The sequence below is a fragment of the Pseudomonas sp. genome, from assembly GCF_026224925.1.
Lineage (GTDB): Bacteria > Pseudomonadota > Gammaproteobacteria > Pseudomonadales > Pseudomonadaceae > Aquipseudomonas.
The window spans coordinates 1-12,606 of record NZ_JAMFRV010000595.1 but is presented as its reverse complement, the minus strand read 5'-3'; the positions used below and the strand labels follow the sequence as shown (position 1 = coordinate 12,606).

At 55.5% G+C, this 12,606-nt stretch carries 11 protein-coding genes, 2 tRNA genes and 2 pseudogenes; 1 reads left to right on the top strand and 14 read right to left on the bottom strand.

Annotated elements, in window-relative coordinates; all coding sequences use genetic code 11:
- The 13 genes and pseudogenes from M0974_RS24790 to rlmE form a co-directional block, all read right to left on the bottom strand.
- Window positions 1-204: pseudogene (locus M0974_RS24790) on the bottom strand (tRNA pseudouridine(55) synthase TruB); the annotation flags it as partial.
- A gap of 5 nt (window positions 205-209) precedes the next feature.
- Window positions 210-638, bottom strand: a complete 429-nt coding sequence (gene rbfA, locus M0974_RS24785; protein WP_297843241.1) for a 30S ribosome-binding factor RbfA — start codon at window positions 636-638, stop codon at window positions 210-212.
- Window positions 639-797: 159 nt separating this feature from the next.
- Window positions 798-3,320: a translation initiation factor IF-2 gene (infB, locus tag M0974_RS24780; protein WP_297843239.1), complete on the bottom strand. Its 2,523-nt coding sequence runs from the start codon at window positions 3,318-3,320 to the stop codon at window positions 798-800.
- 27 nt (window positions 3,321-3,347) lie between these two features.
- Window positions 3,348-4,829, bottom strand: coding sequence for a transcription termination factor NusA (gene nusA / locus M0974_RS24775; protein ID WP_297843237.1), 1,482 nt, complete (start codon window positions 4,827-4,829; stop codon window positions 3,348-3,350).
- A gap of 47 nt (window positions 4,830-4,876) precedes the next feature.
- Window positions 4,877-5,335: a ribosome maturation factor RimP gene (gene rimP / locus M0974_RS24770; RefSeq protein ID WP_297843234.1), complete on the bottom strand. Its 459-nt coding sequence runs from the start codon at window positions 5,333-5,335 to the stop codon at window positions 4,877-4,879.
- Window positions 5,336-5,465: 130 nt separating this feature from the next.
- Window positions 5,466-5,542: transfer RNA gene (locus tag M0974_RS24765), tRNA-Met, on the bottom strand.
- Between the two features lie 95 nt (window positions 5,543-5,637).
- Window positions 5,638-5,723 (bottom strand) — tRNA-Leu (locus tag M0974_RS24760).
- A gap of 44 nt (window positions 5,724-5,767) precedes the next feature.
- A complete protein-coding gene (gene secG, locus M0974_RS24755; protein ID WP_297843245.1) occupies window positions 5,768-6,151 on the bottom strand; it encodes a preprotein translocase subunit SecG in 384 nt (127 codons plus the stop codon).
- 4 nt (window positions 6,152-6,155) lie between these two features.
- On the bottom strand, window positions 6,156-6,911 hold the full coding sequence (gene tpiA, locus M0974_RS24750; protein WP_297843231.1) for a triose-phosphate isomerase: 756 nt from the start codon (window positions 6,909-6,911) through the stop codon (window positions 6,156-6,158).
- Between the two features lie 66 nt (window positions 6,912-6,977).
- Entirely contained in the window at window positions 6,978-8,315 is a 1,338-nt protein-coding gene (glmM, locus tag M0974_RS24745; RefSeq protein ID WP_297843229.1) for a phosphoglucosamine mutase, read from the bottom strand.
- A gap of 16 nt (window positions 8,316-8,331) precedes the next feature.
- A complete protein-coding gene (gene folP, locus M0974_RS24740) occupies window positions 8,332-9,183 on the bottom strand; it encodes a dihydropteroate synthase (RefSeq protein WP_297843225.1) in 852 nt (283 codons plus the stop codon).
- An 8-nt stretch (window positions 9,184-9,191) separates the two neighbouring features.
- A complete protein-coding gene (ftsH, locus tag M0974_RS24735) occupies window positions 9,192-11,096 on the bottom strand; it encodes an ATP-dependent zinc metalloprotease FtsH (protein ID WP_297843243.1) in 1,905 nt (634 codons plus the stop codon).
- Between the two features lie 192 nt (window positions 11,097-11,288).
- Window positions 11,289-11,939, bottom strand: a complete 651-nt coding sequence (gene rlmE, locus M0974_RS24730; RefSeq protein ID WP_297843222.1) for a 23S rRNA (uridine(2552)-2'-O)-methyltransferase RlmE — start codon at window positions 11,937-11,939, stop codon at window positions 11,289-11,291.
- 104 nt (window positions 11,940-12,043) lie between these two features.
- On the opposite strand from rlmE, the gene M0974_RS24725 reads away from it, so the two are divergent.
- Window positions 12,044-12,352: a YhbY family RNA-binding protein gene (locus M0974_RS24725; protein ID WP_297843220.1), complete on the top strand. Its 309-nt coding sequence runs from the start codon at window positions 12,044-12,046 to the stop codon at window positions 12,350-12,352.
- A gap of 25 nt (window positions 12,353-12,377) precedes the next feature.
- Here M0974_RS24725 and M0974_RS24720 read toward each other — a convergent pair.
- A pseudogene (locus M0974_RS24720) lies at window positions 12,378-12,606 on the bottom strand (MFS transporter); the annotation flags it as partial.

Sequence of the window (12,606 nt, the reverse complement as noted above, 5' to 3'; positions counted from 1 at the left end):
GTACTGGGAGAACTTTGTCGCCTCACCAAAGCACAGCGGCAATACACCTGTTGCCAGCGGATCAAGGCTGCCGGTATGGCCAGCTTTTTCCGCATTAAGCAACCAACGAACCTTTTGCAAGGCTGCGTTGGAAGTAAAACCCAGCGGTTTGTCGAGCAGGATGATCCCACTGACATTGCGGCGTATACGCTTGACCTGAGCCATGTGCGCTACTCCTTGCTGGTTTCTGGCTTGTCACTGTCTGGCGTAATGCTTTGCGGAGCGCCTTCCGGGTGCTGACCATCTTCGGCAACAGCACGCTCGATGAGCGCCGAAAGGTGAGCGCCACGCACGACGCTTTCGTCGTAGTGGAAGTGCAGCTGCGGAACGCTGCGCAATTTCATTTCACGGGCCAACTGCATGCGCAGGAAACCTGCCGCAGAGTTAAGCACCTTAATGGTCTGCGCAATTTCTTCGGCGCTGTCTTGGCCCATCACGGTCATGAAAATCTTCGCATGACCGACATCACGACTAACGTCGACGGCGGTGATAGTCACCAGGCCGACGCGTGGATCTTTGATCTCACGGCGAATCAATTGAGCCAGCTCGCGCTGCATCTGATCGCCAATACGTTGGGTACGGCTATATTCTTTTGCCATGTCTACTACCTGTCACCGACCTGGGGCGAAACCCTCACGGTCTGAAAGCGGCAAACGCCCGGCCTGACGGAAGTCGGACCGGGCGTTGCGTTTAGAGCCCATGATTGACGCGGTGCATTTGCATGCTGCGCGCCAACCATGGCTCTTGAAGCTCGCGACTTAGAGGCTGCGAGCCACTTGGACCTTCTCGAAGACTTCGATCTTGTCACCGACTTTAACGTCGTTGTAGCTCTTCACGCCGATACCGCATTCCATGCCGGCACGTACTTCGGAAGCGTCATCTTTGAAGCGGCGCAGGGATTCCAGCTCGCCTTCGAAGATAACGATGTCTTCACGCAGTACACGGATTGGACGGTTACGGTGAACAACACCTTCAAGAACCATACAACCAGCGATCGCGCCAAACTTCGGCGAACGGAACACGTCACGCACTTCAGCAATACCCAGGATGTTCTCCCGGACGTCGCTGCCAAGCATACCGGTGAGGGCTTTCTTGACGTCTTCGATGATGTCGTAGATTACGTTGTAGTAACGCATATCCAGACCTTCCTGCTCGACAATCTTGCGAGCGCCAGCATCGGCACGCACGTTGAAACCGAACAGTACAGCGTTGGAAGCCAATGCCAGGTTTGCGTCGCTCTCGGTGATACCACCGACACCGCCACCAACTACACGCACTTGCACTTCGTCGTTACCCAGGCCATTCAAGGCACCGTTCAACGCTTCCAAAGAACCACGGACGTCAGATTTGAGGACGATATTAAGCGTCTTCTTCTCTTCCTGGCCCATGTTCTCGAAGATGTTTTCCAGCTTGCCGGCGTGAGCACGAGCCAGTTTGACTTCGCGGAACTTGCCTTGACGGAACAGAGCCACTTCACGGGCTTTCTTCTCGTCAGACAGTACGCTGAGTTCGTCACCTGCTTCCGGAGTACCGTCCAGGCCGAGAATCTCGACAGGGATGGAAGGACCGGCCACCTTGATCGGCTTGCCGTTCTCGTCGAGCATGGCGCGGATGCGGCCATAGTTCGAACCGACCAGCACCATATCGCCTTGGCGCAACGTACCGTCTTGAACCAGAACAGTTGCAACCGGACCACGACCTTTGTCGAGACGCGATTCAACCACAACGCCACGGCCAGGAGCCGACGGAGTTGCTTTCAGTTCCAACACTTCAGCTTGCAACAGAACCGCTTCCAGCAGTTCGTCTACACCGGTACCCACTTTCGCGGAAACCGATACGAAAGGCGTGTCGCCACCCCATTCTTCAGACGTAACACCGTGAACAGACAATTCGCTACGGATACGATCGAGATCAGCACCCGGCTTGTCGATTTTGTTCACTGCTACAACCAACGGTACACCGGCGGCCTTTGCGTGCTGAACAGCTTCGATGGTCTGCGGCATAACGCCGTCGTCTGCAGCTACAACCAGAATCACGATGTCGGTGGCCTTGGCACCACGAGCACGCATTGCGGTAAACGCAGCGTGACCAGGGGTGTCGAGGAAAGTCACCATGCCACGGTCAGTTTCAACGTGGTACGCACCGATGTGCTGGGTGATGCCGCCGGCTTCGCCAGCTGCAACCTTGGCGCGACGAATGTAGTCGAGCAGCGAGGTTTTACCATGGTCAACGTGGCCCATTACGGTCACGACTGGCGCACGGGAGAACGTCTCACCTTCGAACTTCAGCGATTCGGCCAACGAATCTTCCAGGGCATTGTCGCTAACCAGTTTGACCTTGTGGCCCAACTCTTCGGCGATCAACTGGGCAGTTTCCTGATCCAGTACCTGGTTGATGGTCACCGGAGTGCCCATCTTGAACATGAACTTGATGACTTCAGCAGCCTTGACCGACATCTGCGCAGACAACTCGCCGACGGTGATCGTCTCGCCGATGGCAACGTCGCGAACTACAGGGCCGGTTGGGCTCTGGAAACCGTGAGCGTTACGCTTCTTCAGCTTGGCCTTGCCGCGACCACCACGACGGAAGCTGTCGCTTTCTTCGTCGGTAGTACGTGGCGCAACACGTGGCGCTGGCGCTTTCTCTTTAACAGAGGCGCGATGCGGCGCGTTTTTGCGGTCGCCATCACCACCAGCGCTACGACGATTGTTGTCATCGGCGCGCGGTTTGTCTGGACGACGCTGTTCGTCATTCCTTTTGCGTGCATCGGCAACTGGAGCGGCAGCAACCGGCGCTTCACGCACAGGTTCGGCTACAGGAGCAGGTGCAACAGCAGGAGCTGCGGCTGGAGTCGATTGCGCAGCAGCAGGCTGGTTACGCGAATCTTCTTCGGTGCGACGCTTGGCTTCTTCTTCAACCTTCTGGCGCGCAGCGTTTTCTACAGCACGACGCTCATCAAGCTCACGCTTGCGCTCGGCTTCAATTTCTTCCGGGCTGCGTTGTACAAACACTTTCTTTTTACGCACTTCAACGCTGATGCTTTTGCTGCCAGCAACACGCAGGGTGCTAGTGGTTTTGCGCTGCAACGTGATATTGCGCGGCGCTTCCACTTTGGCCTTGTGACCGCTTTTCAAATGCGTCAACAGGGCTTGTTTCTCTATATCGGTCACAACTTGCTCGGCGGCGGTGTGCGGCAGACCTGCCTCACGCATCTGCTGTAACAGGCGCTCTACCGGTGTGTCGACCACTGTGGCCAGTTCTTTCACCGTGACTTGCGTCATGCACTTCTCTCCTCAGGCCGCGCCTAATTACTCGAACCAATGGGCTCGGGCGGCCATGATCAACTTGCCGGCACGATCATCGTCAATGCCGTCGATGTCGAGCAGGTCGTCAATAGACTGCTCGGCCAGGTCTTCGCGGGTAACTACGCCGCGCACCGCCAGTTCCATCGCCAAATCCTTGTCCATACCCTCAAGCGAGAGCAGGTCTTCGGCCGGATGGGCGTCTGCCAGCTTTTCCTCAGTAGCGATGGCTTTAGTCAACAACCGATCCTTGGCCCGAGCGCGAAGCTCGTTGACGGTTTCTTCGTCAAAGCCGTCGATGTTGAGCATTTCTTCCACCGGTACGTAGGCAATCTCTTCCAGGCTAGTAAAGCCTTCATCAACCAGAACCTGTGCAAGGTCTTCATCGACTTCCAGCTCTTCGATAAAGTTGCGCAGGATATCGCCGGTCTCAGCTTGCTGCTTAGCCTGGATGTCCGATTCGGTCATGACGTTCAAGGTCCAGCCAGTCAACTGGCTAGCCAAACGAACGTTCTGGCCGCCGCGACCAATGGCCTGAGCCAGATTGTCTGCGCCAACGGCGATGTCCATTGCATGGGCATCTTCGTCGACGATAATCGCCGCTACTTCAGCAGGCGACATGGCGTTGATCACGAACTGCGCCGGATTGTCGTCCCAAAGCACGATATCCACACGCTCGCCACCCAATTCGCCGGAAACAGCTTGAACGCGCGAACCACGCATGCCGATACAAGCGCCTTGCGGATCGATTCGTTTGTCCTTGGAGCGAACTGCGATTTTTGCACGCGAACCCGGGTCACGAGAGGCAGCCATCACCTCGATGAGACCTTCGGAAATCTCCGGTACTTCAATCCGGAAAAGCTCGATCAGCATCTCTGGCGCAGTACGCGACAGAATCAGCTGAGGGCCACGGTTTTCAGTGCGAATTTCTTTAAGCAGTGCACGAACGCGGACACCCACACGGAAAGTTTCCCGCGAAATAATGTCTTCACGCGCCAACAACGCTTCAGCATTGTTACCCAGGTCGACGATGACATTGTCACGCGTAACCTTTTTAACAGTACCGGAAATGATTTCACCCAGACGCTCGCGGTACGCATCTACCACTTGAGCGCGCTCGGCTTCGCGAACTTTCTGCACGATGACTTGTTTAGCAGTCTGCGCAGCGATCCGACCAAACTCGATAGAGTCGATTTTGATTTCGACTACATCGCCGGCTACAGCACCCGGCTGTTTTTCCTGAGCCTGATCTACAGCCAGTTCGTGTGCCGGGTCGTCGAGATCTTCATCTTCGACAACTGTCCAGCGACGGAACGTCTCGTAGTTACCCGTCTGGCGATTAATCTCCACACGCAGTTCAACTTCATCTTCAAAACGCTTTTTGGTAGCAGTGGCAAGAGCCAGCTCCAGCGCTTCAAAAATAACACCTGCCGGAACGCCCTTTTCATTGGACACCGACTCAACAACCAGCAGTACTTCTTTGCTCATCGTACGCCTCGCCTTTCGCAAGCCATTGGATCCGCGGGATCCGCGTCTCAGTCAAAACTGGGAATAATGTTGGCTTTGTCGATCAAGTCGATCGGCAACAAGAATTCGTGGTCTTCAACCTGCACCACAATATCTTGCTCCTCCACCCCGCGGAGAAGACCCTGAAAGTTACGCCGACCCTCGAAGGGTGAACGCAGCTTTATTTTCACTTGGTCACCGGCGTGCGAAGCAAACTGTTCAAGAGTGAACAGCGGGCGTTCCATGCCAGGAGAAGAAACTTCAAGCGTGTATTCAACGGCGATTGGATCTTCTACGTCCAAAACTCCGCTGATCTGACGGCTGACTATTGCGCAGTCATCCACCAAAACGCCGCCTTCTTTATCGATATAAACGCGCAACATTGAGTGGCGACCTTGAGCCGAAAACTCAATACCCCAGCATTCATAGCCCAGGGCCACGACCACCGGGGCCACCAAGGCCTGCAACTGTTCTAGCTTGCTCGACACCTGAACCCCCTTGTGCATGCGATGCAAATAAAAAAATGGGCGAAACGCCCATCCCTGAAACGCCGTTGAATAGCGGCGTTATAAACTGTCCAGCTAACAAAAAGCCCCTAAAAAGGGGCTCCGCTAAAACTGGTTGCGGGGGCTGGATTTGAACCAACGACCTTCGGGTTATGAGCCCGACGAGCTACCAGACTGCTCCACCCCGCGACAAAGCTGGGGCGGAAGTATACGACCGATCCCTTGCAGGGTCAATCAAACCTCCACCGACAAGAAAGCCCGCGACTGCGGGCTTTCCTGATAATTGGTACCGAGAAGGGGACTCGAACCCCTACACCCATTGGGCACAACCACCTCAAGGTTGCGTGTCTACCAATTCCACCACCTCGGCAATACTACTTTTCGGCGACCCCTGAATCAGTCGCCTGACCTAGCTTACTTCTGCTTTGGCGCTTGAGGGACGTCAGCAGGAACAACTGCTGGCTTTTGCGCTTCTAGCACCGGCACATCACTTGCCACCGGCTTTTGCTGTGGTACTTCCAATACCGCTGGATCTGGCAAACCTACTTGAGTCAGCTGGTGAGCTTTCTCTTTAGCAAAGTAACCTAACCCCAAGCTGGTTATGAAAAAACCAGCGGCGAGTATAGCAGTAAATTTACTGAGAAAGGTAGAGGAACCTTGGCTTCCGAATACAGTATTTGAAGCCCCTGCACCGAAAGACGCACCAGCGTCCGCACCCTTGCCCTGCTGAAGCAATACCAGAGCGATAACACCCAAGGCGCCCAACAGATGAAAAACGACTACGACTGTTTCCAGCATTTTTTCAGTTTCCCGCGGCGCGACAAATCGCACCGAACTCATCTGCATTCAGGGACGCTCCACCAATGAGCCCCCCATCGATATCCGGCATGCCGAACAGTTCAGCCGCATTGGCCGCCTTCACGCTGCCGCCATAAAGAAGCCGCACACCTTGCGCGACCTCAGCATTCTCTGCCGCCAACTGCGCACGAATGGCTGCGTGCACTTCCTGCGCCTGTTGGGGCGATGCAGTCAACCCGGTGCCGATGGCCCAGACTGGCTCGTAAGCGATGACTGCATTTACAAAAGCACCAACGCCTAGCGCTTCGATGATGCTACTCAGCTGACGCCCTACAACTTCAAGCGTCTTGCCTGCATCGCGCTGCACCAGGGTTTCCCCTACACACAGCACCGGCGTCAAACCACACGCCTGAGCCGCAGCAAACTTGCGATTCAGCAACTCGTCTTGCTCACCCATTATCTGGCGGCGCTCGGAGTGCCCGATCAACACAAAGGTACAGCCCGCATCAGCCAGCTGACTCGGCGCGATTTCACCGGTCAAGGCACCTTGCGATGCCTCGGCCGCAGAATTTTGTGCACCCACCGCGATCGATGTGCCGTCTAGCCCGTCGATCACTTGATTAACGTACAAAAACGGTGGAAAAACCGCTACATCAACACCGCTCGGCAGGACCAGATGACGAAGGCCTTTGGTCAGCTCAGCGACGCTGGCGCGGGTACCGTGCATTTTCCAGTTACCAGCTACCATTATGCGACGCATGCTATACCTCGTCGGTCAAAGTGGGCGCAGATGTTACCCAACCGCAACAACACTGGCAAGCCGAAATCAGGCGCAAACTTCAGTAACTAGTTTTGCCAGCTCATCGGCGTAACCGCGAACCATAACCTCGTCATCACCTTCTACCATTACGCGAACTAACGGTTCGGTGCCAGACTTGCGTAGTAGCACACGGCCACGACCGCCCATAGCGACCGTCACTCGCTCGCACGCCTCCTGCACTGCCGGATGCTCAACTGGATCGATATCGCCCTCATAACGCACGTTCACCAGCACCTGAGGGCACTTACGCAATGATTGACGCGCCAACGCCAGGCTCTCGCCGCGCCGACGCAACGCCAAGAGTACTTGCAGCGCAGCGATGATTGCGTCACCGGTAGTGGTGTGCTGGAAGCAAACGATATGCCCCGAGTTTTCACCACCCAACTGCCAATTGCGCTCCAGTAGTTCAGCGGTTACATAACGATCGCCCACGCTGGCTCGCACAAAAGGAATGTTGAGTTCAGCAAACGCCAACTCAACACCCAAGTTGGTCATCAAGGTCCCGACAACACCACCTTGCAGCCTACCCCGCTCCTGCAAATCCCGGGCAATGATAAACAACAGGTCGTCACCTTCGACCAGCGCGCCCGTGTGATCGACCATCAGTACCCGATCGCCATCACCGTCAAAACCAATGCCCAGATCGGCCTGCTCTGCCAGCACCGCAGCCTGCAGATTACCCATGTGGGTCGAGCCGCAGTCATCGTTGATGTTCAAACCATTAGGCGCTGCGGACAACACAGTCACTTGAGCGCCCAGCTCGCGAAAGACGTTGGGGGCGACCTTGTACGTCGCGCCATGCGCACAATCGACCACCAGCTTCAGGCCAGCAAAATCAGTGCTGGTGGGAACGCTGCTTTTACAGAATTCGATATAACGACCGGCGGCATCGTTGATGCGCGACACTTTGCCGAGTTTTTCCGATTCGACCACCGTCATTGGCGTGTCGAGCAATTCTTCGATCATCATCTCTACTTCATCCGGAAGCTTAGTGCCCAGACCGGAGAAAAACTTGATCCCATTATCGTGATGCGGGTTGTGCGACGCACTGATCACAATGCCAGCTTCAGCGTGGAAGGTACGCGTCAGGTAGGCGATTGCCGGCGTCGGCATCGGCCCCAACAGCATCACATCAGCCCCAGCAGCGGAAAGACCGGCCTCCAGGGCTGACTCGAACATGTAACCAGAAATCCGAGTGTCTTTACCCACCAGAACCCTGCAAGCGCCTAGCCGGCGAAATGCGATCCCTACCGCCCAACCAAGTTTGAGCATGAAATCCGGAGTGATCGGAAATTGGCCAACCCGACCACGAATGCCGTCGGTGCCAAAATATTTTCTAGTCATAGATGCTCCATCATTCTTATTCAGCCGACTCGACAGCAGCGATCATTCGCACCACGTCGATGGTTTCGGCAACATCGTGCACACGCAAGATGCGCGCACCCTTGACCATGGCCAAGGCCGCTAGAGCCAGGCCACCGTACAGCCGCTCTGCGACAGGGCGGCCGAGAGCCTGCCCAATCATGCTCTTGCGCGACACGCCAACCAACAGCGGCCTGCCAAGGGCGTGCAGCCCTTCCATATGCTTGAACAGACTCAAGTTATGCTGAAGGCTCTTGGCAAACCCGAATCCCGGGTCAAGGATGATTCGCTCATTGGGTATTCCGACGGCTGCGCATTGCTGCATCCGCTCAAGCAGAAACGCACTCACTTCAGCCATCAAGTCTTGATAGTGCGGATTATCCTGCATATCTCCAGGCTCGCCACGCATATGCATCAGGCACACTGGCAAACCCGTGGCAGCTGCCGCGTCCAAAGCACCGTCTCGGCGCAGCGAACGCACATCGTTGATCAGGCCAGCGCCAAGGCGCGCGGTCTCGCGGATGACCGCTGGTGTGGACGTATCGACTGAAATGATGACGTCCAGCTCACGGTTGATCAGTTCGACAACAGGCGCGATTCGCTCCAACTCTTCGAGTGGCGACACCACGCGCGCGCCTGGCCGAGTGGACTCGCCACCGACATCGATCAACGTCGCTCCCGCAACCACCATCGCTTCGGCATGACGCAAGGCAGCATCACGCTGACTGAAGCGACCGCCATCGGAGAAAGAGTCTGGGGTGACATTCAAGATGCCCATAACGTGCGTATGGGCTAAATCAAGAACCCGATTGCCGCAAGGCAACCGGGTTGGGTACAGCGCAGAAGTCATGTCAGGCCTTAGATTTCAGCAGCAGGGCCGCCGATAGGCGTTTCTGGACGTGGGTCCAGAGGAGCTACCGGGGTACCTGAGCCACCCTGACCCCAATCGCGAGGTTCGCGAGGAGCCCGGCCGGCCATGATGTCGTCGATCTGTTCAGCATCGATGGTTTCGTACTTCATCAGTGCGTCAGCCATAGCGTCCAGCTTGTCGCGGTGATCCGTAAGAATCTGCTTAGCCGACCCGTAGCAATGATCAATGATACTGCGCACTTCAGAATCGATAAGTCTCGCAGTCTCGGCAGAAACACTGGAACTCTGACCACCACCGCCGCGACCGAGGAACATTTCGTTTTCGTCTTCGGCATACATCAATGGACCAAGCTTCTCGGACAGACCCCACTTGGTCACCATGTTCCGAGCAATCTGGCTGGCTCGCATGATGTCGTTGGATGCGCCGGTGGTAACACCGTCAAAGCCCAAGGTCATTTCTTCGGCGATACGGCCACCGTACAGCGAGCAAATCTGACTGATCAACGCACGCTTGGACAGGCTGTAGCGATCTTCCTCAGGGAGGAACATCGTGACACCCAGCGCCCGACCACGAGGAATGATCGACACTTTGTAAACCGGGTCATGCTCTGGCACAACGCGACCGACAATGGCGTGACCGGCTTCGTGATAAGCGGTGTTTCGTTTTTCCTTCTCGGACATGACCATGGATTTGCGCTCAGCGCCCATCATGATCTTGTCTTTGGCCAGCTCGAACTCTTTCATCTCAACGATGCGTTTGCCGGTACGAGCAGCAAACAGCGACGCTTCGTTGACCAGGTTGGCCAAGTCAGCACCAGAGAAGCCTGGCGTACCACGGGCAATGACACCCGGGTTAACGTCTTCGCCCATGGGCACTTTGCGCATGTGGACCTTGAGAATTTGCTCGCGGCCACGAATATCCGGCAAGCCGACCACAACCTGGCGGTCGAAACGACCCGGACGCAGCAGTGCTGGGTCGAGTACGTCTGGACGGTTAGTCGCAGCAATGACAATGATGCCGTCATTCATTTCAAAGCCGTCCATCTCTACCAGCAACTGGTTGAGAGTCTGCTCGCGCTCGTCGTGACCACCGCCCATGCCCGCACCACGATGGCGACCGACTGCGTCGATTTCATCGATGAAAATGATGCAAGGAGCGTGTTTTTTGGCTTGTTCGAACATATCCCGGACCCGACTTGCGCCGACGCCCACGAACATTTCAACGAAGTCAGAACCAGAAATCGTGAAGAATGGCACCTTGGCTTCGCCGGCAATCGCCTTGGCCAGCAAGGTTTTACCAGTACCCGGAGGACCGACCATCAGCACACCGCGAGGGATCCGCCCTCCCAGACGCTGGAACTTGCCTGGATCGCGGAGGAACTCAACCAGCTCGCCAACTTCTTCTTTGGCTTCATCGCAACCGGCAACATCACCCAGCGTAGTCTTGACCTGATCTTCGGAAAGCAATCGTGCCTTGCTCTTACCGAAGCTCATTGGGCCGCCTTTACCGCCAGCACCACCCTGCATCTGCCGCATAAAGAACATGAAGACGGCGATGATCACCAGGATCGGGAAGCTTGCGACCAACAGCTGAGTCCAAATGCTCTGCTGTTCTGGCAGCTTGCCTTCGATAACCACGTTGTTATCAACCAGGTCACCAATAAGACCGTTGTCCTGAATCGCCGGACGAATGGTCTTGAAGCTATCGCCATCAGCACGCTTACCGGTGATGACGTAGCCGTCAACGGCAACCTTCTCGACCTTGCCATCCTTAACCTGCTGGATGAACTCAGAATAATTGAGGGTTTGCGGCTCGTTTGGACTTGAGAAGTTGTTCATCACTGTCACCAGGACAGCCGCGATGATCAACCACAGGATCAGATTCTTTGCCATATCGTTCAATTAGCTACCCTCTGAAGCAAGCCCCACGCTGGAGCGTGCCTCGCATGATTTCACCGGCCTAACTTACTACATTACCTGCGGGTGTTGCAGGCGCCGTCTGTAACCCTTTGTGAAACTTTGACTACAGCATGTTCGTTTATGCTTCGCTGACAAGGCTATTTAATAAAAGCTATCGCCTCTGCATCAAAGTCGCTCGTCGCTTTCAGCCCCTTTGATGCCGCGAAATCCACGACCCAGCAAATACTGCTCGCGGGACCGATCACGTGAAGCCGCGGGCTTGCGCATCTGGACCTTGTCAAAAACCTTGCGAACCGACTTGTGAAACTCGTCGAAACCATCGCCTTGAAAAACCTTGACTAGAAAATCACCACCCGGACGCAATACCCGACCAGCCAAATCGAGTGCCAGCTCGCAAAGAAACATAGCACGCGGCATGTCAACAGCAGCCAGTCCACTCATATTGGGGGCCATATCGGAAATCACAAGGTCTACTTGTGTATTACCTACCGCCTCAAGGATTTGTGCTAGCACGGCATCCTCGGTGAAATCCCCTTGAATAAAGGTCACATCCGGGATGCTGTCCATCTCAAGGATGTCGGAAGCAATCAAGCGCCCCTGGCCGCCAATCAGACGACTGGTGACCTGCGACCAGCCGCCTGGCGCGGCGCCTAGGTCGATTACGGTCATGCCAGGGCGGATCAGGCGGTCCTTTTCCTGGATCTCCAACAGCTTGTAGCTGGCACGCGAACGATACCCATCTTTTTGCGCCATTTTGACGTAATGGTCATCGAAGTGTTCTTTTAACCAATTATGGCTTGTTTTGGAACGGGCCACAGGGCACCTCAAAAATAAACGAGTCGTGATTAACTGGGCGGTCCCGGACTCGCTCGGGTAAACTGGCCGCCGCTTTTTACAAGATCAGACGCAGGGGTCAGATTATGCCGCTCACTCAAGAGCAGAAGAAACAATACAAATCCATTGGCCACCATCTGAAACCGGTATTGACTGTGGCTGACAATGGTTTGACTGAAGGTGTTGCAGCCGAACTGGAACGCGCATTGGGCGATCACGAGCTGATTAAAATCAAGCTCAACATCCTCGACCGCGAAAGCCGCCTGGCGCTCATTGCAGAGTTATGCAAAGTCGGCAAAGCGGATTTAGTGCAAATCATCGGTAAAATGGCGTTGATTTATCGCAAGAACGCCAAGGTAAAAAAGCTACTGTCCAACGTACACCGGGCTGTATAGCTCATATAAGCCGTACAAAAATCGGTCAAGGGCGTGCATCGCACGCCCTGCCGCTTTCACCACCAGGCACCGGCTGAATCACCAGCAACAGGCCTGACAACGCCAAGACCAGATAACTCAACAATTGCCAACGCACCGCGTCCGGCAACCATCTATACAGCGCATAGTGGCTTGCTGAAGCCAGTGCCGCGATCACCAGCAGTTGCCCGCGAATATCCAGCCATAAGCTCGACAGACGCTCGGCCTGTACCAGC

Excerpts from the sequence above, each read along its gene's own strand:
- tpiA (WP_297843231.1), bottom strand. The coding sequence starts at position 6,911 with ATGCGTCGCATAATGGTAGCTGGTAACTGGAAAATGCACGGTACCCGC.
- folP (WP_297843225.1), bottom strand. The coding sequence starts at position 9,183 with ATGACTTCTGCGCTGTACCCAACCCGGTTGCCTTGCGGCAATCGGGTT.
- ftsH (WP_297843243.1), bottom strand. The coding sequence starts at position 11,096 with ATGGCAAAGAATCTGATCCTGTGGTTGATCATCGCGGCTGTCCTGGTG.
- M0974_RS24725 (WP_297843220.1), top strand. The coding sequence starts at position 12,044 with ATGCCGCTCACTCAAGAGCAGAAGAAACAATACAAATCCATTGGCCAC.
- rbfA (WP_297843241.1), bottom strand. The coding sequence starts at position 638 with ATGGCAAAAGAATATAGCCGTACCCAACGTATTGGCGATCAGATGCAG.
- nusA (WP_297843237.1), bottom strand. The coding sequence starts at position 4,829 with ATGAGCAAAGAAGTACTGCTGGTTGTTGAGTCGGTGTCCAATGAAAAG.
- infB (WP_297843239.1), bottom strand. The coding sequence starts at position 3,320 with ATGACGCAAGTCACGGTGAAAGAACTGGCCACAGTGGTCGACACACCG.
- glmM (WP_297843229.1), bottom strand. The coding sequence starts at position 8,315 with ATGACTAGAAAATATTTTGGCACCGACGGCATTCGTGGTCGGGTTGGC.
- secG (WP_297843245.1), bottom strand. The coding sequence starts at position 6,151 with ATGCTGGAAACAGTCGTAGTCGTTTTTCATCTGTTGGGCGCCTTGGGT.